A 23,986-nucleotide genomic window follows, 5' to 3' on the forward strand; every position below is an offset into this window, starting at 1 on the left:
GTAATTCATGTTCAACAGCAAAAAATCGAAACACCGTAAAGCCGCTCGCATTGAAACATTGATCGGTGAAAATACCCATATTAAAGGTGATATTCACTTTAGTGGCGGTTTACGAATAGATGGCGTTATTACCGGCAATATTACTGCTGATGAAGGTGAAGCCGCATTATTGACGCTCAGTGAAAAAGGCCGCATAGAAGGTGAAGTTCGGGTGCCATTTCAACTTATCAATGGTGATGTCAAAGGTAATATTTATGCTGCTGAGCATATTGAGCTGGCGGCAAAAGCACGGATAAACGGCAACGTTTTTTATAAACTTTTAGAAGTCGCTGTGGGCAGCGAAGTTAATGGTCAATTGATTCATGTTGGCGAAGCAGAAGAATCCAATTTAAATCTTGAACATTCGCAAACCGATGCCAATTTAAATCTTGAACAAAACTCATAATTCTTGACTAATTTAGTCAGAATTGGATAATAACTAAACATCCCTCGAATTAAACGGAGTAAAACATGACTAGTGAAATGCCAAGTCCAGTTCTGTTCACCGATTCGGCTGCGGCAAAAGTCAGTGAACTCATTGCAGAAGAAGGCAATGACCAACTTAAACTGCGCGTATTTATTACGGGTGGTGGTTGCTCCGGATTTCAATACGGCTTTACATTTGAAGAAGAAGTCAGTGAAGGTGATACCGAAGTTGAAAAGTCCGGTGTGACTTTACTGATAGACCCAGCCAGCTATCAATATCTGGTAGGTGCCGAAATTGATTACACCGATGGCGTTGAAGGTTCACAATTTGTGATTCGTAATCCAAATGCCACTACCACTTGTGGTTGCGGATCATCGTTCTCACCATAATTATTCGCTTTCCACAGAACTCATTAAACCGCTATATTGCCATGCAATACAGCGGTTTTTTATTGCCCGCAAATTGGTTGGCGAAATTTAATTCGCAAGGATACAAGGAAGCCCTCAGATGATATCCAAGTGGCAATGGTTACTGTCTCAATTGACCCGAACCTTATGGATTCGCGCCGCTTTATTTGCTTTGCTTGCTGTTGTTACAGCACTGATCGCCATTCCTGCCCAGAGTATTATCAATACTCCCCTGCCACTTAATATCGGTGCTGATGCTGTTGGTCAGATCCTGAACATTCTTGCCTCCAGCATGTTGGCGGTCACCACCTTTTCCCTCAGCGTCATGGTGGCAGCTTATTCTGCAGCCAGTAATGGTGCGACACCTCGAGCGACTAAACTGGTTCAACAAGATACGACAACACAAAATGTACTGGCAACCTTCATTGGCTCTTTTCTTTTCAGTCTGGTCGGCATTATCGCCTTAAGCACAGATGTTTACGATGACAATGGCAGACTGATTTTGTTTATCGTCACGATTGGCATCATTATCCTGATTGTCGTGACCATGTTGCGCTGGATAGAACATTTGTCGCAATTAGGTCGTCTTGGAGAAACTTCTGATAGAGTAGAAAAATCGGCGTTGGATACCATCAGGCAACGAGTTGAACATCCCACATTAGGCGGACGCAGACTGGAAAACAAAGATGAAATTCCAGATGATGCAACAGCGATTTTTTGCGATATTATTGGTTATGTAAGGCATATTGATGTCGGGGCTCTCCAGCAATGTGCTAAATATCATAATGCTGAAATTGGTGTACTGGTGCTTCCGGGTGAATTTGTTCATCCAGCAAAACCCAAAGCCTGGTTTAAAGGTCAATTTTCTGAAGAAGCCAAGTCGGCAATAACCGCATCAATTACCTTAGGCAATGAACGGTCTTTTTCTCAGGATCCCCGTTTTGGGCTAATGGTCTTAGCCGAAATAGCTTCCCGGGCACTCTCACCTGCAGTCAATGATCCCGGTACTGCAATAGATATTCTTAACCGGGCCATTCGCATTCTGATTCATTGGAAAGACTATAAAATTGATGAGAGTGAGGACAAACTGCTCTATCCAAATGTCTGGATACCGGAACTGAGTCTCAGCGATTTGTTTGATGATATTTTTATGCCCATTGGCCGTGATGGCGCCAGCATGATCGAAGTTCAACTCAGGTTACAGAAAGCACTGGAAGCACTCGCCGATAACTCACCTGCCATTTTCGGAACAGAGGTTTCGCGTCATCTAAAACTTATCAAACAGCGTGCAGAACACGCATTAGTCCTGGATTCCGATAAGCAGCTTTTACAGCCCATCTACAATCGACTGATAAAATAAGCTCTTACATCTCATCTTTATTCAAGTCTGTTGAACAGTCGTCAACATATAGCTGGCGGCTCTTAAAGCTCAACGAGATCTGAACATTAAATATAATTTTTTGTTTTTTTTAACTTTACCTTAACGTAGTGCATGTATATTATGAATGAACGTTCATTCATAAAAAGTTATCTATGTCACCTGCTGCCCCCTCTGCAGATAAACGCGAAGCCATTTTCTGTGCCACATTAAAGCTACTCGCCAGTTATGGTTTTCACGGCTTTTCCATAAAACAGCTAGCCGAAGAGGCAGGTGTTGCAACTGGTACGATTTATCTTTATTTCAAAGATCGTGACGATCTTATTCGCGAGTTGAAAACCCAGATCATTGATGACTTCATCAAAGCAACACTTGATGGTCATGACCCGCAACTGCCACTCAAACAACAATACCGCCGCATGTGCTGCAATCTTTGGCACTTTTGTATTGAAAACCCCTGCATTACCCATAGCAAAGCACAGTTTGATCACTTGCCACCGGATATTTTACGAAGCCAGCGCAGCCATGCATGGGATGGACTTCAACCCCTCAAAGCACTTTTTGAACAAGGACGTAATACGCATCAGATTAAAAAGTTATCTGACGATATTTTGATCAGTTTAAGTTTTGAACCTTATCTGTTTCTTGCTCGTCAGCATCTGTTAGACGTCATTAAAGTTGACAGCGAGCAACTAACACACATTATTGATGCCAGCTGGGATGCCATTGCCTGCTCGCCTTCTCAGGCAACTGGTACAGAAGGACAATCTACTCAGGAGTAATACATGCCACGCTTTAAGCTATCTGTTAAACAGTTCATTTTAAGTAGTTTGTTGGTTTTCGGTCTGGCGGCCTGTCAATCTGAACAAAATAATGCTGAAGACACCGAGAATGGTGCATCTGCAACCCCGGTTAATGTAGTTACTCTGATTAAGCAGCCGATTACCTTAACAACTGAGCTGCCAGCACGAACAGTAGCGTTCCGTCAGGCAGAAGTGCGTCCTCAGGTAAATGGCATTATTGAAAAACGTCTGTTTGATGAGGGGGCTGATGTAGAAGCCGGTCAGCAGCTTTATCAAATTGATGCCGCACCGTTTGAGGCCGCATTACAGATGGCCCGTGCAGAACTGGCTCGAGCTGAAGCGAACCTGCAATCGACCAAAGCGCGTGAACAACGTTTTAAAGGATTAATCGACAATAAAGCAATCAGCCAGCAGGATTATGACGATGCATTAGCTGCTTTCCTGCAATCACAAGCTGAAGTTTCAGTAGCAAAAGCCAATATTGAAACGGCACAGATCAATCTTCGCTATACCAAAGTCAATGCTCCCATCAATGGTCGGATTGGACGCTCTAATGTCACCGAAGGAGCATTGGTGACCGCACAACAAGCTGACCTGTTGGCTACCATCGTGCAAATAGATCCAATCTATGTCGATATTGCACAGCCTTCAAAAAGACTGCTTAGTCTGCGGAGGCAATTGATTGACAAAAAAATCGATGATGCTGCAGCACCTACAGTCATGCTGACATTAGAAGATGGCAGTAAATATGCGCATCGTGGTGAACTGCAGTTTTCTGAAGTTAATGTACAGGAATCAACCGGCAGTATCGTTATACGTGCCTTGTTCCCAAACCCTGAAGGTTTATTGTTGCCGGGCATGTTTGTGCGGGCAGAAATGGAGGAAGCTTCGATAGATAACGCTTTACTGGTGCCCCAACGCGGTGTGACATTTGATCGGGAAGGTAACGCATCAGCAATGATCGTTAATGACAATAATCAGGCCGAACCTCGTCAGTTGCAAATACGCCGTGAAGTCGGGCAATACTGGCTGGTTGATGAGGGACTATCAGCCGGTGATCGATTAATAGTCAGTGGTCTGCAGAAGATAGCACCTGAAGCACCGGTGGAAATTGATAATAACGAAGAGCAAGTCCCGATGAATAGCAGGACGGAGTCTTAACATGGCAAGGTATTTTATTGACCACCCGGTCTTTGCCTGGGTTATATCCATTCTGATTATGTTTGCTGGTTTACTGGCAATTTTCGAATTACCGGTTTCACAATATCCGGAAGTTGCACCACCCTCAATTAATATTCGGGTGCAATATCCCGGTGCCGCGGCACAGACTCTGGAAAATACAGTCACTCAGGTCATTGAGCAGAATATGACCGGGCTGGACAATATGCTCTACATGTCATCAACCAGTGACTCCAGTGGTGTCGGTGAGATAACTATCACTTTTGAGCCAGGTACTGATCCTGACATTGCTCAGGTACAGGTGCAGAACAAATTACAGGCAGCCATGCCGTTATTGCCTACCATTGTTCAGGAACAAGGTATTCGGGTAAACAAGGCCGGCCTTGGCTTTATGATGGTGGTGGGCTTTGTCTCATCCAACGGTCAGATGGATAAATATGATATTGCTGACTTTGTTGGCGGTACTATCCAGGAGCCACTTAGCCGGGTTAATGGTGTTGGCCAGATTCAGATTTTCGGTTCACAGTACGCGATGCGGATCTGGCTGAATGCAGACAGTATGGCGCATTACAGTTTAACCAGTGATGATGTAGTGAGTGCCATTCAGGCACAAAATGTACAGATCGCTGCAGGTGAATTAGGCGGCGCTCCGGCCATTCCCGGCCAGCAAATCAGTGCCAGTCTGATCGTCCAGACTCAACTTGAAACCCCGGAACAATTTGGCAATATCCTGTTACGCGTCAATGAGGATGGCTCACAGATCCGCATGGCGGATATTGCGCGGATTGAACTGGGTGGTGAAAACTACCAGTTTGAAACCGAATACAACCGCCAGACCGCTACCGGCTTAGCGGTAACACTGGCTTCAGGGGCCAATGCCCTGGATACAGCACAAGGGGTTCGGGACCGCCTGGCAGAACTGGAACCTTTCTTTCCCCAGGGATTGAAAACAGTGTATCCGTATGACACCACGCCGTTTGTAAAATTATCGATTCAAAGCGTTGTCACCACACTGGTTGAAGCCATTATTCTGGTGTTTCTGGTGATGTATCTCTTTTTACAGAACCTGCGCGCCACCCTGATACCGACTATTGCGGTACCAGTAGTGCTATTGGGTACTTTCGGCATTCTCTATGCCTTTGGCTTTTCAATAAACACCTTAACCATGTTCGGTATGGTACTGGCGATTGGTCTGCTGGTGGATGATGCCATTGTTGTGGTCGAAAACGTTGAGCGTGTCATGCATGAAGATGGCCTGTCACCAAGAGAGGCCACGCGTAAGTCGATGGGACAGATCACTGGCGCACTGGTAGGTATCGCCCTGGTGGTCTCGGCCGTATTTATTCCAATGGCTTTCTTTGGAGGGTCCACCGGGGTTATCTACCGGCAATTCTCCATTACTGTCGTATCAGCAATGGCGTTATCGGTATTGGTTGCTTTAACGCTGACTCCAGCACTATGTGCCACCCTATTAAAACCTGTGGATCCGGCCCATTATCAAAAGCGGGGATTTTTCGGCTGGTTTAACCGTGGCTTCGACAGAATGAGTAACGGGTATCAGAGCAGTGTGCGACATATTCTGACCAGAATGGGTCGCTATGCACTGTTGTACTTAATCATAGTCGGATTGCTGGCTTTTCTGTTTACCAAGTTGCCAGGCGCATTCCTGCCGGATGAAGATCAAGGTATTTTATTCAATCAAATGACCTTGCCGGCGAATGCTTCCAAAGAACGATCCATTGAAGTGATGAATCAGATTGAAGATTACTTCTTGGATGAAGAGGCAGAAAATGTGGATTCTGTATTTTCCGTCATCGGCTTCAGCTTTGCCGGGCGGGGCCAAAATAATGGTATCGCGTTTGTGAATATGAAAGACTGGGATGAACGACCACGTGATGATCAGCATGTACAACAGGTCGCTGGTCGGGCAATGGGTTTTTTCAGCCAGATTAAGGATGCAATGGCGTTTCCGTTTGTTCCACCTCCTATTATTGAACTTGGCACCGCGAGTGGCTTTAACCTGCAATTAAAAGACATCGGTGGCGTGGGCCATGATGCGTTAATGAATGCCCGCAATCAATTTCTGGGTATGGCTGCACAGGACAGTCGCTTGATGGGCGTGCGGCCAAATGGTCAGGAAGATACTCCTCAATTCAAGATCGATATCGATCATGAAAAGGCTGCCGCTTTCGGGGTGTCTTTGGCTGAAATTAACCGCACTTTCAGTAGTGTGTGGGCCCCCAGATATGTCAATGATTTTATTGACAACCAACGCGTCAAAAAGGTTTATATTCAAGGTGATGCCCCCTTCAGGATGATGCCTGAAGATGTGGGGAACTGGTATGTACGTAATAATGCCGGTGAAATGGTACCTTTATCAGCCGTCACCAGCGGACGCTGGATCGATGGTTCGCCAAGACTTGAGCGTTACAACGGTGTTTCGTCTCGCAATATTCAGGGGGAAGGCGCTCCTGGCGTCAGCTCCGGTGATGCCATGCTGGCAGTGGAAGAGATCATAAATCAACTTCCTGATGGCATCGGTTATGAATGGACAGGTATTTCCCTTCAGGAAAAACAATCCGGTAATCAGGCTCCGATGCTGTATGGCATTTCCATACTGGTGGTATTTTTATGCCTTGCTGCATTGTATGAAAGCTGGACAGTCCCCTTCTCTGTCATGCTGGTTGTGCCTCTGGGAATAATCGGCGCTGTGTTGTTTGCCATAGGCCGCGGCCTGTCCAATGACGTGTATTTCCAGGTTGGCCTGTTAACGACGATAGGCCTGTCCTCCCGTAACGCCATTCTGATTGTTGAGTTCGCTAAAACCTTATACGAAGACGGCATGTCATTAGTGGATGCTACGCTGGAAGCGGTACGTATGAGGTTACGCCCCATCGCCATGACCGCGTTAACCTTCATGCTGGGAGTTACGCCATTAATGCTCAGCACCGGTGCAGGTTCTGCCAGCCAGAATGCCATCGGCACCGGGGTGTTTGGCGGCATGGTAACCGCTACAGGACTGGCCATATTCTTTGTCCCAATGTTTTTTGTGCTGGTTTTTACATTAGCCAGCAAGATAACCGGTAAAACACCTGCCAAACAGCAGGTTTCTCAAGGAGAATCGGCATGAATGCCAAATTGAAACTGATTTCTGTAATAACACTATCGGCTGCGCTGGGTGCCTGCTCGATGATTCCTGATTATCAACGTCCAGCCAATCCAGTGATGCTGGAAAGCAGTGAATCGATTGTCAATGCTTCTTTGGCTGCTGATACAGGCTGGCAGGAGTTTTATCAGGACAAACAGCTACAACAATTAATTGCATTGTCTCTGGAAAATAATCGTAATTTACGCGCCACCATTTTCCAGGTTGAGCAGCTTCGGGCGCAGTACAAAATTCAACGTGCCGAACGGTTGCCAGCGGTTGATGGCACTGCCAGTGCCACACGTCAACGAGTACCTGAAGGTGTTAGCTCCGGCAGCCAGGCTATTGGCGGTGGTGGTATTTATGAAGAATACCAAATTGGTGTCGGAATCTCGGCCTGGGAAATAGACTTTTTTGGCCGGATTGACAGTTTACAGCAAGCCGCCCTGGAACAGTTTCTTGCCAGTGAAGCCAGTCGTAAAAGCATTCAATTGACATTGGTTTCTGAAGTGGCTGATGCCTGGTTCAGCTGGCAGGCAACCATTGCCCAGCTGGAGTTCTCACGCTCAACCCGCGAAGCCCGGGAAGAAAGTTATGAGCTGATTAACAAACGATTTGAATCAGGCCTGGCCTCGGAACTTGCATTAAGGCAGGCGGAAACAGCTTTGCATGAAGCCCGAATTGCCGAATCACGCTACCAGCAACAGGCCAATCAGAACTTTACCGCACTGGAATTATTAGTCGGTCAAACATTGGACCGCCAGCAATGGACGGCTAAATGGGGAGAAGATGTACATACATTACAGGACTTACCGGTGAATTTATCTTCCGAAGTATTACTGTCAAGACCTGATGTGATGCAGGCGGAACATCAACTCAAAGCCGCCAATGCCAACATTGGTGCTGCAAGAGCCGCTTTCTTCCCACGAATCAGTCTGGCGGCGGCTATTGGTCTTGGCGGCTCAACACCTTCTGATTTAACTAACTCAGGAAGTCGGCTCTGGCAAATTTCACCACAATTATCACTACCGCTGCTTGATTGGGGAGTTAACGATGCCAACCTGGATGTAGCCGAACTGCAAAAAGATATTAATATCGCGCGTTATCAGGAAACGATCCAGCAGGCATTCAAAGAAGTGCTGGATGAAATGCAGGCAAGGCAAACGCTTGATGCGCAACTTAATGCACAACAGGATTTGACCAAAGCCACTGGTCGCAGCCTGCAGTTAGCTGAAATCCGTTATGACGCCGGTGTAGACAGCTATCTGGAAGTTCTGGATGCGCAGCGCAGTCATATTGATGCCCAATTAGCCCAAATTGATACTCAACTGGCGCGTTTACGAAATCAATTAACACTGTACAAGGCATTGGGCGGCGGCTTGAAAGCCTACTCCGGTGAGGTGATTGAACCGGCAACGCCCTGAAAAGAGTTGGTTCAATACCATGCTTATCGTTTATGCTAGAGGAGAGTTACTTGATATCACACTAGCAAAGGAGCAACAAAATGGGTGTTGAAGTTGGCGGCCTTTTAGGTCTTATTTGGCTGATCATCATCATTTGGGCTATTCTTAAAGTGGCCAAAAGTGGTGCCGGTACGTTAGCAAAAGTGTTATGGATTTTAATATTATTGTTCTTCCCGGTAGTCGGCCTGATCATCTGGTTCTTTCTCGGACCTAAAGGCTAGACAGTTATCTCACCACACAAACCAAAATCAGTTTGTGTGGTGATTTTCTGTACTATCTATACGGCATGCAATATGCCGATAATGTAATATTTTCTGAACATTTTGCATTGTCAGTCAGAGACCATAACGGCCATAAAGCACATAATATTGCATGACTTATGTGATTCTTCGGAGTCCAAAAAGGGAGCTTGATCATGCAGCAAAGCAAGTCATCGAAAATTCCATCCACCATATTAGTACCCGTTTTTGTACCCGCCGTTGTTATCGCCTTATTGCTGGTCATCGGGACTATCAGTAATCCGGAGTTAGCCGGTGAAGCCTTTGCTACGACACTCAATTATCTGACCAAAACATTCGGCTGGTTTTATATGCTGGCGGTCGCTTTCTTTCTGGTATTTATTGTGACGGTGGCGATTTCAAGTTGGGGGAAAACCAAATTAGGCCCTGATCATGCCGAGCCGCAATACAGTTTTCCGGCCTGGTTTGCCATGTTGTTTTCTGCGGGTTACGGCATAGCATTATTATTTTTTGGTGTGGCAGAACCGGTGCTGCATTATGCCTCACCTCCTCAAGGCGCGCCTGAAACCGTTGATGCGGCCAAACAGGCAATGCAAATCGCCTTTTTTCACTGGGGTTTTCATATCTGGGCCATTTATGGCCTGACCGGTCTGGTATTAGCGTATTTCGCTTTTCGCCATGGACTGCCTTTGTCTATGCGCTCCGCACTTTATCCACTGATTGGGGAACGAATTTATGGTCCCATTGGCCATACTGTTGATGTCATTGCCATTCTCGGCACCTTATTTGGTATTGCCACCACCCTCGGGCTTTCGGTTGCCCAGATAAACGCCGGCATGAACTATTTATGGCCCAGCATACCGGTCAGTACCTTTGTACAGGTGGTCACCATAGCCGGGATTACCATGCTGGCAATTCTGTCTGTAGTAGCTGGACTGGATAAAGGTGTTAAACGTCTTTCTATCGTTAATATGGTGTTGGCTCTGGCACTAATGCTGTTTGTCTTTATCGCTGGACCAAGCATTGTGATTCTGGAGACTTTTCTGCAGAACACCGGCAGTTATCTTAACAATATTGTTGAACGGACTTTTAATCTGCAGGCCTATACTCGCAGTGACTGGATTGGAAACTGGACCCTTTTCATCTTTGGCTGGACTATTGCCTGGGCGCCCTTTGTCGGATTATTTATTGCCAAAATAAGCCGTGGCCGAACCATTCGCCAGTTTGTATTCGGGGTGTTACTGGTGCCAACCATTTTCACTTTTATCTGGTTCTCGATTTTTGGTGATACAGCTCTGAACATGATCATGAATCAGGGATACACCGCCCTGATTACCGAAGTGCAGAATGACACAGCCATTGCACTATTCAAGCTATACGAGCGTTTACCTCTGACCTCAATCGTGTCCTTTATTACCGTCATTTTGATTATGACCTTCTTTGTCACTTCTTCTGACTCGGGTTCATTGGTTATCGATTCTTTAGCCTCTGGTGGCGCCAGTAACACACCGGTCTGGCAACGTGTATTCTGGGCAACGTTAGAGGGACTGGTTGCCGCTGCTTTGTTAATCGCCGGGGGCTTAAGTGCCTTACAGACCATGAGTATTACCAGCGCCTTGCCATTTGCCATCATTATGGTGCTGGCGGCAATTGGTATGTGGCGGGCACTGTCCATTGAGGGTCATCGTGAAGCAAGCCTGTCCGCCTACATGCATAGTTCGCAGCATAAACCGGGCAACTGGAAAAAGCGTCTGGCCGGGTTAATTCACTATCCGGATTATCAACAGGTCGCTGATTTTATTAAAAACACAGCTTATCCGGCGATGCAAAATGTTGAAACGGTTTTACGTGACAAAGGTTGGCCTGTAAGTGTATTTTTTGATGATACTCAGCACCGTGCCTATATTGAGGTTGTGCGTGATGAAGAACTCGATTTTATTTATGAGATCCGGATGCGGGGTTATGCCATGCCGACATTTGCCTATCCGCAAATGGCAAGCAACGAGGACGGTGATAAACGCTATTACCGAGCGGAAATATTCATGCGCCGAGGCGGTGCTGCCTACGATATCTTCAACTGTGATCAGCAGGAGGTCATTGATGACATTCTGAATCAGTTTGAAAAATACCTGCATTTTATTCACATCTCTCCGGGGATCCTGCCCTGGAAAATGCAGGAGCATGATGACATGCTTAATGAGCAGGGTGAGCTGAATGATGAACGGTTAAAATAATCTGCTTAGGTAAACATAACTCACTCTGGCTTCAGCTGGAGTGAGTTTTTACATATTCAGATCATAACGGAATCCCACCAGAAACAATTTGCCACCACTGATCTCAGCATCAAAACCTTCCAGCCCAGCCTGTTTGGCAGTCATCGCGGCGGTTTCCTGCTCCTGATAAAATTCGGCAAACACACGTAAATCCTGATTGATTCGATGATCTATACCAAGATGAATCACGGATTCACCATAAGCTTCAACATTGGCAAGCATGACTTTATAAGTATTTTTACCGTGATGATAAGCGCTATAGAGATTTATTGCCTGTGCTTTATCACCATAAAAACTGTCTGGATTATCCGTATCGGTGATTTCATATTTAATTGCCATAGACCATTGTCCTTTTGCATGAGACAACGTCACACCATATAACCGGTCTTTAAAGCCACTGGCATTCCCACGGTCATCCATCCCAATGGCCAGACGGGTTTCCCCCAGCTGATAACTGACAACAGCCTGGATTCGTCGATCATCAATCCTTGAAGGTGAACGGATATTACCGTGACGTGTTGAGTAGGAACCCCCAAATCCAAAACCGTTCCACAGTGGACTTTGATAGGCCAGCGTCTCTTTCACCCGAAAAGTCGTATAAGTCGCAAAGCCACTGTAAAAGCTGCTGAACTGATCTACTGGAAATGTAATGGCATTATAGTAAGGCATCCACTGCTGACCTGCGGTTACTGTGCCGACACTGCTGGTCAGGCCAATCAGACCGACCCGGATATTTTCAGCCTTATTGCGGCCAACCTCTCCCTGGTCATACGAATCACGAAACCGAAAGTTAGCGCTATCAAAAGGCAGTTCCAGCTGGGTAAAAACCGATGTATCTTCAGAAAACTCATACGCCGCATTAAAACCAACCCTTGAATAGGCATCACGAATACCACGATAAGCAGACATTGCTTGCTGATTATCCGGGCTCACCGCTTCCGCCTGCATTCTGATTGAACTGTAAAAGTTATAATTGAAAGCGGGTTCATCGGCCTGTGCCCCAAAAGTGGCCACAATGTTAAGCCATAATATATTTGTGAATAATCTCATCGCTCACTCCTTTGTCCTTACAGTCTGGCGACTAGACTTATATCTGGCAAACGACAAGCAGAAAATATCCCTTGAATTCAGGCAAAAAAAACCCGGTGTGCTTTGCAGCGACACCGGGAAAGGGCAAACAAACTATAAATAGGGAAACATTGAATAGCTTTTGGCTGTTAATTCACAGTATTAATCCTTTCTTAACCCAGCTTTGTTTAAGCTAAACCCACTAAAAATTTCGACACATTTCAATGATGGTGGAAATCCAGTTAATTCATTACAATGCTTATCACTTAATGCAAATGATATTGTTAATTATTTGCATTTAAAAGAGCTTATTGATCAACATGCCGTTGCAAAAACCTGAACAGAGCGATTATGAAAAACCGGATAGTTTTGCCAGATATGAGAGCCGTTAACGCCTTTGTTGAGATCACCCGATCCGGCAGTTTAACGTTTACCGCAGAGCAACTGGGTATTCCAAAATCAACATTAAGCAGACGTATCTCTCAACTTGAAGAACGGATAGGTCAAAAATTACTACGCCGGGAATCAAACCGCCTTATCCCCACTCAGGCAGGTCAGATATTTGCCGGTTATTGCCAGCAATTTATCGCTCTCGCACAACAAAGTCAGCTCGCACTGGATGCTCTGCAGATGGAGGTGAGCGGAGAACTCAATTTTACATTTCACAACGCGTTCAGTTGCAGCTGGCTTAGCGATAAAGTGGAATCATTAATGGCTGAGCACCCTAAATTACAGCTTAAAATGCGTACAGGTTTTAGTTTGCCCCTTGCAACCGATGGAGAATCGGTCACCTTATGGTTGGGGGAAATCTCTGAAAGTGGTTTACGACATGAGTTTCTCGGTCAACTCTCTCAAGGTATCTATGCCAGCCCGGAATATTTACAACAAGCTGAAAAAATCAGTCATCCGCGCCAGCTATCTGAGCATGAATGGATTGATACACTGTCTCAATCAATGGATGAAATCATATTAAACCATACTCAGGGAAGCACATTTAAATTAGCTGCAAGACCATCACGTCTTTCCGCGGATCAATTTGTGATACAGGCTGATGCGATCGCTCGTGAAAAGGGCTTGGGGTTTTATCCCGACTGGTTGGTTGAAACAGCTTTGAATAAGCATTCAATCAAATTGCAACGCTGTCTGGCCGAATGGAATGGCCCCAGTCTGCCAATCTGGTTAATGTATCCCTACGGTCATTTGTCTCGACGCACCCGAATATTTATTGATCATTTAAAAAATAATCTTCCTGCAGCATGGAGTAACTGACCTTTCCAAGTCATTTAAATGCTTGAAGCCATACATGCATCGGCCTATTATTGAATAAAAAACAAATGGTGTTATCAAGCATGACGCAATCTTCAAACAACGGCCAGCAGACACCTTCCTCTCTGACCCACAGCGAGTTGCTTAGACATTTACACGCCGTTTCACCTTACCTGCCTGGTTTTATTTACCAGCTTTGTCGAACACCTGACGGTCAATTTCAATACACTTATACCAGTTCCAGACTGGAACAATTGTTTGGTGTAACCCAGCAACAGGTTGCTGAAGATGCCAACTTGTTACTAAAAATGATTCATCCAGATGATTATCAGCGTGTTATTAATGAAAGCATTGAATGCGCTGAAACGGGCAGCGCATGGCACAGTGAATTCCGAATGCTTGTTAAAGGGGGTGAAACCATCTGGATTGAAGCCTACGACACACCGATACGTGAAACTGATGGCACTATTATCTGGACCGGCTACGGCAATGACATTACCCAACGCAAAAACTACGAAGCCGCTTTGAACAAAAGTGAGAATAAATTTCGAGCCTTTGTTGAAAATGCCAATGACATCATTTATTCGTTATCTCTGGACGGCATACTGACCTATGCCTCGCCCAACTGGACAGAGATTCTGGGCCATCCGCTCAATGAAGTGATTGGCAGGCATTTCGAGCACTTTGTGCATCCTGATGATGTGCCTGCCTGTCATAGTTTTTTACAACAGGTACGGCACAGCCGTCAAAAACACAGTGGCATCGAATACCGAATCAGACATTTACATGGTCACTGGTGCTGGCATCGCAGTAATGCAGCACCGTTATTTGATAAAAATGACATCGTTGACTCATACACCGGTATTGCCCGGGATATCACTGAACATAAACTGCTGATGCAGCGCATGTCACATATGGCGCATCACGATACATTAACCGGTTTGCCAAACCGCGCCAGTTTTACCGAGCATTTGAATCAGGCCATCGTCTTAAGCCAGCGTGAAGAACAAGTCGTAGCCGTCTTATTTCTGGATTTAGATAATTTCAAACCGGTCAATGATCAGCATGGACATGCCATTGGCGATTTATTATTGCAACAGGTGGCGAATCGTATACGCCAATGCCTGCGTGGCGCAGATGTGGTCGGACGCATTGGCGGTGATGAATTTGTCGTGCTGTTACAAAATGTTCATCATCTGGCGAATGCCCAGCAAACAGCAGAAAAAATCTGTGAATGTCTGAGCATCCCCTATGAGGTTGATGGCAAGATTCTGCATATCGGCGTCAGTATTGGCATTGCCTTATACCCACTGCATGGTAGTAACGCCATGCAACTAGTCCGTTACGCTGATGAGGCAATGTACGAAGCCAAAAAAATGCCAGACCGAGTACAGGTATATGCCAGTCCTCCACTCGGAGTCGGCTCCACTAAACAAGAAGAACCTAACCAAGATGATCTTTCAGCAAAGTCGGCTGACGATCAGGGGTGAAAATTTCTATCCAATAGCCATCCGGATCCTGAATAAAAGCAATTCCTTTCATTTTGCCGTCATCAGGTCGTTTTACAAACGGTACACCGAACGCCTCAAAACGTTCACAGGCGGCATCAATATCCGGTACGGCAAAACCGATATGACCAAAGCCCCGTGGTTCACTATTACCGTTATGATAAGCAACCTCATCTTTGTCTTCGTCACCCCAGTTATGGGTTAACTCCAGCATGGCTGGACGGGCAAAGGTTTGCTTGATTCGCTCATTATTGTCATCAGACCAGTCTTGACGTTGTTCAGGTGATATAGCTGCCATGAAATACAGGGTGAACTGCATTTCCGGAAAATCAAAGCGCTTGATTAATGTCATGCCCATTACTTCAGAATAAAACTTCAATGTTCGTTTTGGATCCTTGATACGAAACATGGTCTGGTTGAACACATAGTCATGTGTCGCCGGGTCATGCTGTTCACTCAAACCCTCTGCTTTATCAAAATGTCGACTCATGAATCACTCCTTTAATGAATTTTTATAACCAGCCTTTACGTTTAAAGTATAGATAAGGTGCCATACCTGCCGCCACCATTAAACCAATAGCAAATGGATAGCCAAAGCTCCAGTCCAGTTCCGGCATATATTTAAAATTCATCCCGTAAATACTGGCAATCAAGGTCGGTGGCAGGAATACGACGGCGGCTATCGAGAACGTTTTGATGATCTGAGCCTGCTGGATATTGATAAAACCCTGAGTGGAATCCATCAGGAAGTTTATCTTATCGAAGAGGAAAGTCGTATGTGACATCAGTGTTTCCAAATCCCGCAATATCTCATACAGGGTTTCCCGGGAAGATCCCGGCTCACGTAGATGGCGCAGTAAAAACGAAATATCACGTTGAGTGTCCATCAGACACAAGCGTATCTTTCCGTTACTGTCTTCCAGACGAGCCAGCTGACTGATGGCATCCTCCAAATCGGCACTTTCATCTTCCAGGACCAGATGACTGACCCGCTCTAACTGGCGATGGATATCTTCGAGATTATCGGCATGATTCTCGACTTTCTGTTCCAGCAAGGTAATCAGTAAATCCGTGGGCGTTTCACAACTCACCTGACCGCGGCGAGCACGCATTCGTAATAAACGGAAATCACTTAATTCTCCATCACGAATGGCTATTAACCGATCTTGTTGCAGAATGAATGCCACGGATACCGTGTGATGCCGTCCTTCTGAATAACCGAGAAACAATGAATGCACATGCAGTCCATCCTGATCGGTAAAACAGCGAGCTGATGCTTCGATTTCCTCGACATCATCAACATCTGGCACTTCATCACTGAATAAGGTAGCAAGTAATGCGCGTTCATCATCATCAGGCTCTAACGCATCAATCCAGTCGGCTTCTTTTAAGTGATGCCCCGACACCTCGCCTTCAACTTTGATTTCCTTAATTAAGCCATGAGCAATTTTGTATAGACGCAGCATGCTGGCTCCTGAATGATTAGATTTCGCATATAAAGAATGGTGGAAATATTGTAACGCACTGACCACGTTATGCCGAAAGGCTATGGTATTTGCGTGGCAATTCCATGACAGATGAATTTCAAAGCTGCTGAAATACTGCCATCTGGGTGGGTGAACCTAATTGCAGATCTGCCTCCCCAATTCCTGAAAAATGTATTTCATAATTATGACGGGCAGCCACGCCTCTGGCCCATTGTTGAAATTTATGCCGTGTCCACTCAAACTGATGATCCGGGTCCCTGAACTCGCCCGGATTCAGACCGTATAAAGGATTGTACTCACTATTCGGCGTAGTGAGGATGATCTGCTTTGGACACATCACCGCAAAAACATTTTTTTCAACTTGAGATAAATGCTTCGGCGCAACATGTTCAATGGTTTCAATCATCACTGCCAACGGAAAGCCAGACAGTTCTGGATGAGGATCGGCGTAAGAACCGTTAATTAATGTGAGCCGGCAAGGAGTTGCGTCGAGATAAACCGCAAGTTTTTCACGGGCCTGCATTAAAGATAAACCGGATTGTTCAACGCCAATAGCTTGCTCAATTTGAGTTTCATTGAGCAATTGCCATAGAAAATTACCTGAACCACAACCTAAATCCAGAACTTGCCTGACACCACTTTGTTGAACTAATTTGAGGATTTGTTGATGTCGGACTTCATGTAAAGCGCTGATTTGAGTGTCCTGATATGGAAACTCGGCACTCATAAAAATTACTTTCCGATACAAAAGCTGGAAAAGATATGATCCAGCAGGTCTTCGTTAGTGAAAGTACCGGTAATTTCGCCCAGCGCTGTCTGTGCAAGTCGTAACTCTTCAGCCAGTAATTCACCTGCGCCCATCCCGGTAAGACAGTTATAACCACTTTCAATCGCTTGCTGCGCACGTTGCAAAGCATCCAGATGTCGACGACGCGCCATAAACACCCCCTCTTCTTCAGGATGGAAACCGACGACTTCACACAGGTGCTGGACCAATAATTCCATGCCTTCGCCATTTTTGGCTGACAGATAGATCACTGACATGTCGTTTTCATTCGTTATTTCAGCAACATGGCCGCTTTGATCGATCTTATTACGAATCAAGGTTATGGATTTTTCTGCCGGTAATGCAGAGAGGATTTTTTCATCCTGCTCGGTCATACCCAACCTATCATCTATCAAAAGCAGAATATGATCGGCTTGTAACAATTCGTTTTGCGTGCGGCGAATGCCTTCCAGCTCAACAATATCATCGGTAGCATCATGCAGGCCGGCAGTATCTGATATTCGTAGCGGCAATCCACCTATATGAATCTGCTCACGTAATACATCACGGGTAGTCCCCGCGACCTCCGTGACGATAGCGGCATCATGACCTGCCAGCCGATTATGCAAACTGGATTTACCGGCATTAGGCTGACCAGCCAGAACCACGCTGATGCCTTCACGCAATAGCCGTCCTTGTCGGGCGCTACCTTGAATACCCGCCAAAGTGGTAAGCAATTGCTGCAGTTGTTTATCCACCTGGGCTTCGCCAAGAAAATCAATTTCTTCATCAGCAAAATCAATAGAGGCTTCGACAAACATCCTTAAATAAGTCAGCTCCTGCAGGAAAGCATTTACTTTGTTGGAAAACTCGCCCTGCAAGGATCTCATCGCACTACGGGCAGCTTGTTCAGTAGAGCTTTCGATTAAATCGGCTACCGCTTCGGCCTGTGCCAGATCCATCTTGCCATTGAGAAATGCCCGCTCGGAAAATTCGCCGGGACGTGCCATACGGGCACCCAGCTCAATCGCACGTTTACAAAGCCGATCCATAACCAGTGGACTGCCATGCCCTTGCAACTCCACCACATCTTCACCAGTAAAAGAGGCTGGCGCAGCAAAATACAGCGCAATACCACTATCGATAATCTCTTTATCAGCGGCACGGAAAGGGGCAAACTTAGCAAAGCGAGGCTGAGTCAATTTGCCGCAGATTTGCTCGGCAATCTGAGCACTATCCGGTCCGGATAAACGCACTACACCAACACCACCGCGGCCCGGCGCGGTGGCTATGGCTACGATAGTATCGGTGAAGATTTCAGTCATAATGAATTGTGTTTACTTTAGCCGTAAACAACGCAGCCTGTATTGAGCTACGATAGGTCTATAACGCACCCATTTTACGAGTGATATACCATTGCTGGGCAATCGAAAGAAGATTGTTGACCAGCCAGTACAACACCAGGCCTGATGGAAAGAAGGCAAAGAAAACGGTAAATACGATGGGGAATACTTTCATCATCATCGCCTGTGCCGGATCCTGTGGCGTAGGATTGAGTTTTTGCTGGAACCACATGGTCAGACCAAATAAAACCGGCAATACAAAGTAAGGATCAATCGCCGTTAAATCGTTCAACCAGAAAATAAAGTCTGCCTGACGTAACTCAATACTTTCTACCAATACCCAATAGAACGCTAAAAACACTGGCATCTGCACCAGGATCGGCAAACAACCACCCAGAGGATTAATTTTCTCGGTGCGATACAGATCCATCATCGCCTGATTGAATTTCTGCTTGTCATCACCGTAGCGCTCTTTCAGGCTGGCCAGCTTAGGCGTCAATTTACGCATCGAGGCCATAGAACGATAACTGGCTGCTGACAATTTATAAAATGCCAGCTTAATCAGAATGGTCAGCAAGACGATGGACCAGCCCCAGTTGCCTGTTAATTTATGTAACCACTCCATGACAATAAATAATGGCTTGGAGATAATGGTCAGAATGCCATAATCAACGGTCAGATCCAGATTTTCAGCAATCTGTTCTAAACGTTTGTGTTCTTTTGGTCCCAGATAAATTTGGTAAGCGGTTTGAGCCTGTTCGCCATCTTCGGCAACCACAACGGGGAAACGAATACCTGCTGTGTAGTTGGTGTTATTGAGCGATTTACCATATAAGCTGATTTCCAGAGGTTTGCTCTCAGGAATAATTGCTGCTACAAAATAATGCTGGATCATCGCTGCCCAGCCACCGTTTACATCACGGCGAAAATCATTTTTTTTCAGATCCCCGAAATCAACTTTTTCATATTCATTGCCTTCACTGGAAAACACTGCACCCGTATAGGTATAGATTAGGAAACTATCGTCCTCAGCTTCATTACGATTAAATTGGGCGTAAGGATATGCTGCAAAACGTTCACCAGTGCGGTTTTCAATCTGATAAGTGACATTCACCAGATAACTGTCACGATTGAAAGTATAAGTCTTGATCACTGTCAGACCATTATCCGATTCCCAACGTAAAGGAATGCTTAAACTGTCGGCATTATCCGATAAGGTGTATTCATTCTGTTCTGCAGTATAGTTTTCGTAATGCGTTGGCGCAGGACCTTCAGCACGTAAGCCGGACTGGGTGACAAAGAATTTATTGCGACCATCGTTCAAGAACTGCACAGGTTGATCCGGCAAATTTACGTCCACAGGATATTTCAGCAACGCCAGCTTGCGTATGTCCGCACCACGCAAATCAATCATCGCGTCAATCACATCAGTTTTCACCCTGACCTGATTGGTCGAACTTGCCGTGGCTGGATCACTATCTGGTAATGCAGGCAGGCCATCAGCAGAAACCGCGGCAGGCAATTCAGGTAAGTCATCCTGTTGGTCTGCGGCAGTAGATGGCTCAGCAGCATTCGATTGCGTGGCAACTTGCTGAGGACGCACATAGTCATTTTGCCAGGCTTCCCACAACAACAGAGAAACAATTAACAGGCCAAAAATAAACAGAGTTCTGAGGTTATCCATTGTGTTTTTTTATCTTTAATTCAGGAACAGGATCCACGCCACCGGCGTGCCAGGGATGACAGCGTGAAAGTCGGCGTAAACCGAGCCACACGCCACGCAGTGAGCCATGGGTCTGAATGGCTTCAATCATGTATTGGGAGCAAGAAGGTTGGAAACGGCAGTGCATGCCCATGAACGGGCTTAATAAAAAGCGATACGCGCGAACAAAAGCGATTAGGATGTTTGCCATTGTGCCACCACGGTTAACCAATGTCGCTCCAATGCTGCCCATAACTGCGATGAATCCCGTTGACTTATGTCAGGTCGTGATAACACCACAATATCGATATTAGCTAAAGCAGATTGATGCTGCCGGAAAGACTCCCGGATGATCCGCTTTACCCGGTTACGTTGACTGGCCAGCTTAAGATGCTTCTTTGCGATGGCCAGTCCCAGTCGGGGATGCCCAACTGAGTTTTCAGCGCTCAGGATCGTCAGGCCACCGCCACCGGTGCGCTTTCCCTGACGAAAAACCCGGGTAAAATCTCCCGGGCTATTCATTTTCATGGCTCGGCTGAAAGTGGCCAAGTCATGCACCCTCTGCGAACAGAGAGAATTAAACAGAAAGTTTTGCGCGGCCTTTGGCTCTGCGGGCGTTAATAACACGACGACCACCAACAGTTTTCATACGTGCGCGGAAACCGTGAGTACGCTTGCGCTTCAGATTACTAGGCTGAAAAGTTCTTTTCATTTTACCAACTCCAGGAATATCAATGGTTTTGCAGCCGGTAAGCGTCTCTCGAACGGAAACAGCCGGGGCAAAAGACATGGGATTATAGAGTTTGTGAGCATAACAAGTCAAACCGCATTCATCCTGCCAGGCGATATTATTTACTTGCCAAACATCCCGCATGCAGATAACTTTAGATGCCCTGCCTGACACGCTATACTATCACCTAAATTGTTTGAAGTTAGTTAGTCTGCTTTATCTAAACCTTATAATAGTCAAGGAGTTGCTGTGTCTTCACCCCTTTGGGAAAAATGTCTATCCCATCTCGAAGGTGATCTTTCGGCACAACAGCTGAACACGTGGCTTCGCCCCCTGCAAGCCATTGAAACCGAAGATAGCCTACGACTGTTAGCACCTAATCCTTATGTAAAGGCCTGGGTACATGAGCAACTTGAGCAACAGATTAATGCGCTGATCAAGGGTTTAACCAACGGTAACATCAGTAAAATTGAAATTGAAGTCGGTACCAAAGATTCCATTTCCGCTGAAAAAACCAAACGACGTGTCAAAACCACTGATAAAGCCCCGGCATCAATTTCACTCTCTGAAACTGAACCTGCGCCAGCTATTGGCAGCCCAATGAATCCATTGTTTACCTTTGATAATTATGTTGAAGGTAAATCCAATCAGATTGCCCGTGCTGCCTCTTTACATGTGGCTGAGGCACCCGGCACTTCTGGTTATAACCCCTTATTTTTGTATGGCGGAACCGGGCTGGGTAAAACGCATTTGATGCTCGCCGTTGGTAATAAAATTCGACAGAACAATCCCAAAGCACGAGTCATTTATCTATCGTCTGAACGTTTTGTACAGGATATGATTACCGCACTGCGCAATAACGCCATTGATCAATTCAAAGCACATTACCGTAGCGCCGATGCCTTATTAATCGATGACATACAGTTCTTTGCCAAAAAAGAACGCTCTCAGGAGGAGTTCTTTTATACGTTTAATAGTTTGCTGGAAGGTCAAAGACAGATCATTCTGACCTGTGACCGATTCCCTAAAGAAGTAGAAAACCTTGATGAACGCTTGCAATCACGATTGGGCTGGGGCCTGACCATTGCTATCGAACCGCCCGAACTGGAAACCCGCGTTGCGATTCTGATCAAAAAAGCGCAACAAAATCTGATTACCCTACCGGATGATGTGGCCTTTTTTATTGCTAAACGCATTAAATCCAATGTCCGCGATCTGGAAGGTGCCTTACAGCGAGTGATGGCTTTTTCACGCTTTACAAATCAGCCACTGTCGATTGATATGGCGCAGGATGCGTTAAAAGATCTGCTGGCGTTACATCAAAAACTGGTGACACTGGAAAGTATTCAGAAAACTGTTGCAGAATACTTCAAAATACGGGTATCCGATTTACTGGCAAAAAAACGTACACGCTCGGTTGCCCGTCCCCGACAAATAGCAATGGCGCTGGCAAAAGAGCTCACCAGTCACAGCTTGCCGGAAATTGGTGATGCTTTTGGTGGACGCGATCACACCACAGTTTTGCATGCTTGTCGTAAAGTGGTGGAACTGAAAGAAACTGATAACCGCATCGCGGAAGATTACCGTAATTTACTTCGTACTTTATCCAGCTAGCTGAGAGAGACATCATGCAATTTACTGTGAGCCAAGACATTATTGCCCGTCCCTTACAACTGGTGTGCAGCATCGTTGAACGGCGCTCCACCCTGCCTATTTTGTCCAACATTTTATTACGTTGTCAGGGACAGCAGCTGACCATGACCAGTACCGATATGGAACTGGAAATGATTGCTACACTGCCGGTTGCAGTCGACAAAGAAGGAGAAACGACTGTTTCTGCCCGCAAACTACTGGATATTGTGCGCGCCTTACCCGCGAACGCCACCATCAGTTTTCAGGCAGAAGACAACAAATCATTAGTTCGGGCGGGTAAAAGTCGTTTCTCATTAGCCACACTTCCTGCAACGGATTTTCCGGATAGCGAAGGTGCCAATTACCTTGATCAACTGACGGTTCCTCAATCAGCATTAAAAGATCTGCTTGATGAAACCAGTTTTGCCATGGCCAGCCAGGATGTTCGTTATTATCTGAATGGTTTGTTGCTTGAGCGGGAAGACAATATCCTGCGAGCTGTTGCCACTGATGGTCATAGACTGGCATTAGGCAGCATAGAAACAGCAGAAAAAGCCAATGAAAAGCACACTGTCATTGTGCCGCGTAAAGCGATTTTGGAATTAGGCCGTTTATTAGGTGATGTCGCTGATGATGTGACTTTGGCAATCAGTCCACAACAGTTGAAAGTTGAATTGCCTGATATGCATTTCACTTCCAAGTTGATTGATGGTCAATTTCCTAACTACGAACGGGTCTTACCTGTAGGTGGTGATAAACAAGTTATCGCTGAGCGTGATGAGCTTAAACAGGCCTTGTCACGTGCCTCAATCCTGGCTAATGACAAACACCGCAGCGTCAAACTGAACTTGAGTAACAATCTGCTTAAAGCCACCGTTACCAACCAGGAACAGGAATCTGCTGAAGAAGAGCTGGCTGTGGAATACAGCGGCCCTGATTTGGAAATCGCCTTTAATAATGCGTATCTGCTGGATTTGCTCAACGCCATCCCGGATAATAAGGTTAAACTGCTGTTTACCGATGAAAATAGCAGCGCATTGATTACCCCTAATGATCCAAAATTCACCCGGCAGTATGTGGTTATGCCGATGCGGCTGTAATGATTTAATTCCATACACACAAAAACGGCGC

Annotated in this window: 22 protein-coding genes; 13 read left to right on the top strand and 9 right to left on the bottom strand. The window is 45.9% G+C overall.

Annotation, left to right across the window (positions count from 1 at the left end):
- Positions 1-7: 7 nt before the first annotated feature.
- From B2337_RS06400 to B2337_RS06440, 9 genes are all read left to right on the top strand, one after another.
- The gene (locus B2337_RS06400) at positions 8-445 is read left to right on the top strand and encodes a bactofilin family protein (protein ID WP_292361304.1); all 438 of its coding nucleotides are present in this window, start codon (positions 8-10) and stop codon (positions 443-445) included.
- Between the two features lie 65 nt (positions 446-510).
- Complete coding sequence (gene erpA, locus B2337_RS06405; RefSeq protein WP_069294759.1) at positions 511-855, top strand: iron-sulfur cluster insertion protein ErpA; 345 nt, start codon at positions 511-513, stop codon at positions 853-855.
- Between the two features lie 118 nt (positions 856-973).
- The gene (locus B2337_RS06410; RefSeq protein WP_292361305.1) at positions 974-2,233 is read left to right on the top strand and encodes a DUF2254 domain-containing protein; all 1,260 of its coding nucleotides are present in this window, start codon (positions 974-976) and stop codon (positions 2,231-2,233) included.
- Between the two features lie 173 nt (positions 2,234-2,406).
- Positions 2,407-3,033, top strand: coding sequence for a TetR/AcrR family transcriptional regulator (locus tag B2337_RS06415; RefSeq protein WP_292361306.1), 627 nt, complete (start codon positions 2,407-2,409; stop codon positions 3,031-3,033).
- Between the two features lie 3 nt (positions 3,034-3,036).
- Positions 3,037-4,215, top strand: coding sequence for an efflux RND transporter periplasmic adaptor subunit (locus B2337_RS06420; protein ID WP_292414649.1), 1,179 nt, complete (start codon positions 3,037-3,039; stop codon positions 4,213-4,215).
- A 1-nt stretch (position 4,216) separates the two neighbouring features.
- The gene (locus B2337_RS06425; protein WP_292414647.1) at positions 4,217-7,363 is read left to right on the top strand and encodes an efflux RND transporter permease subunit; all 3,147 of its coding nucleotides are present in this window, start codon (positions 4,217-4,219) and stop codon (positions 7,361-7,363) included.
- Positions 7,360-8,802 (top strand): efflux transporter outer membrane subunit, encoded by a 1,443-nt coding sequence (locus B2337_RS06430; protein ID WP_292414645.1) that lies wholly within the window; start codon positions 7,360-7,362, stop codon positions 8,800-8,802. The genes B2337_RS06425 and B2337_RS06430 overlap by 4 nt, the downstream gene beginning before the upstream one ends.
- An 80-nt stretch (positions 8,803-8,882) precedes the next feature.
- Positions 8,883-9,062 carry a PLDc N-terminal domain-containing protein gene (locus tag B2337_RS06435; protein WP_226070887.1) on the top strand — a complete coding sequence of 60 codons (180 nt, stop codon included), beginning with the start codon at positions 8,883-8,885 and terminating at the stop codon, positions 9,060-9,062.
- Between the two features lie 194 nt (positions 9,063-9,256).
- Positions 9,257-11,314: a BCCT family transporter gene (locus B2337_RS06440; RefSeq protein WP_292361310.1), complete on the top strand. Its 2,058-nt coding sequence runs from the start codon at positions 9,257-9,259 to the stop codon at positions 11,312-11,314.
- A gap of 48 nt (positions 11,315-11,362) precedes the next feature.
- On the opposite strand, the gene B2337_RS06445 is transcribed toward B2337_RS06440, so the two are convergent.
- Positions 11,363-12,403, bottom strand: coding sequence for a porin (locus tag B2337_RS06445; protein WP_292361311.1), 1,041 nt, complete (start codon positions 12,401-12,403; stop codon positions 11,363-11,365).
- A 369-nt stretch (positions 12,404-12,772) separates the two neighbouring features.
- Here B2337_RS06445 and B2337_RS06450 point away from each other — a divergent pair, with 369 nt between their 5' ends.
- Positions 12,773-13,690 (top strand): LysR family transcriptional regulator, encoded by a 918-nt coding sequence (locus B2337_RS06450; RefSeq protein WP_292414644.1) that lies wholly within the window; start codon positions 12,773-12,775, stop codon positions 13,688-13,690.
- An 80-nt stretch (positions 13,691-13,770) separates the two neighbouring features.
- A complete protein-coding gene (locus tag B2337_RS06455) occupies positions 13,771-15,177 on the top strand; it encodes a sensor domain-containing diguanylate cyclase (RefSeq protein WP_292414643.1) in 1,407 nt (468 codons plus the stop codon).
- Here B2337_RS06455 and gloA read toward each other — a convergent pair.
- The 8 genes from gloA to rpmH form a co-directional block, all read right to left on the bottom strand.
- Complete coding sequence (gene gloA, locus B2337_RS06460; protein WP_292414642.1) at positions 15,131-15,685, bottom strand: lactoylglutathione lyase; 555 nt, start codon at positions 15,683-15,685, stop codon at positions 15,131-15,133. The two genes, B2337_RS06455 and gloA, sit on opposite strands and share 47 nt — an antisense overlap.
- A 22-nt stretch (positions 15,686-15,707) precedes the next feature.
- Entirely contained in the window at positions 15,708-16,661 is a 954-nt protein-coding gene (corA, locus tag B2337_RS06465; RefSeq protein WP_292361315.1) for a magnesium/cobalt transporter CorA, read from the bottom strand.
- 118 nt (positions 16,662-16,779) lie between these two features.
- Positions 16,780-17,409 (bottom strand): methyltransferase, encoded by a 630-nt coding sequence (locus B2337_RS06470; protein ID WP_292414641.1) that lies wholly within the window; start codon positions 17,407-17,409, stop codon positions 16,780-16,782.
- Positions 17,410-17,414: 5 nt separating this feature from the next.
- A complete protein-coding gene (gene mnmE, locus B2337_RS06475) occupies positions 17,415-18,773 on the bottom strand; it encodes a tRNA uridine-5-carboxymethylaminomethyl(34) synthesis GTPase MnmE (RefSeq protein ID WP_292414640.1) in 1,359 nt (452 codons plus the stop codon).
- Between the two features lie 58 nt (positions 18,774-18,831).
- Complete coding sequence (gene yidC / locus B2337_RS06480) at positions 18,832-20,475, bottom strand: membrane protein insertase YidC (RefSeq protein WP_292361318.1); 1,644 nt, start codon at positions 20,473-20,475, stop codon at positions 18,832-18,834.
- Complete coding sequence (yidD, locus tag B2337_RS06485) at positions 20,468-20,704, bottom strand: membrane protein insertion efficiency factor YidD (protein ID WP_292361319.1); 237 nt, start codon at positions 20,702-20,704, stop codon at positions 20,468-20,470. The genes yidC and yidD overlap by 8 nt, the downstream gene beginning before the upstream one ends.
- Positions 20,689-21,021 (bottom strand): ribonuclease P protein component, encoded by a 333-nt coding sequence (gene rnpA / locus B2337_RS06490; protein WP_292361320.1) that lies wholly within the window; start codon positions 21,019-21,021, stop codon positions 20,689-20,691. The genes yidD and rnpA overlap by 16 nt, the downstream gene beginning before the upstream one ends.
- A gap of 49 nt (positions 21,022-21,070) precedes the next feature.
- Positions 21,071-21,205 carry a 50S ribosomal protein L34 gene (rpmH, locus tag B2337_RS06495; protein ID WP_036311011.1) on the bottom strand — a complete coding sequence of 45 codons (135 nt, stop codon included), beginning with the start codon at positions 21,203-21,205 and terminating at the stop codon, positions 21,071-21,073.
- 267 nt (positions 21,206-21,472) lie between these two features.
- Here rpmH and dnaA point away from each other — a divergent pair, with 267 nt between their 5' ends.
- Together dnaA and dnaN are read left to right on the top strand one after the other, a co-directional pair.
- The gene (gene dnaA / locus B2337_RS06500) at positions 21,473-22,837 is read left to right on the top strand and encodes a chromosomal replication initiator protein DnaA (protein ID WP_292361321.1); all 1,365 of its coding nucleotides are present in this window, start codon (positions 21,473-21,475) and stop codon (positions 22,835-22,837) included.
- Between the two features lie 14 nt (positions 22,838-22,851).
- Entirely contained in the window at positions 22,852-23,955 is a 1,104-nt protein-coding gene (gene dnaN / locus B2337_RS06505; protein ID WP_292361322.1) for a DNA polymerase III subunit beta, read from the top strand.
- Positions 23,956-23,986: the final 31 nt, after the last annotated feature.

This window comes from Methylophaga sp. UBA3192, from assembly GCA_002363955.1.
Lineage (GTDB): Bacteria > Pseudomonadota > Gammaproteobacteria > Nitrosococcales > Methylophagaceae > Methylophaga.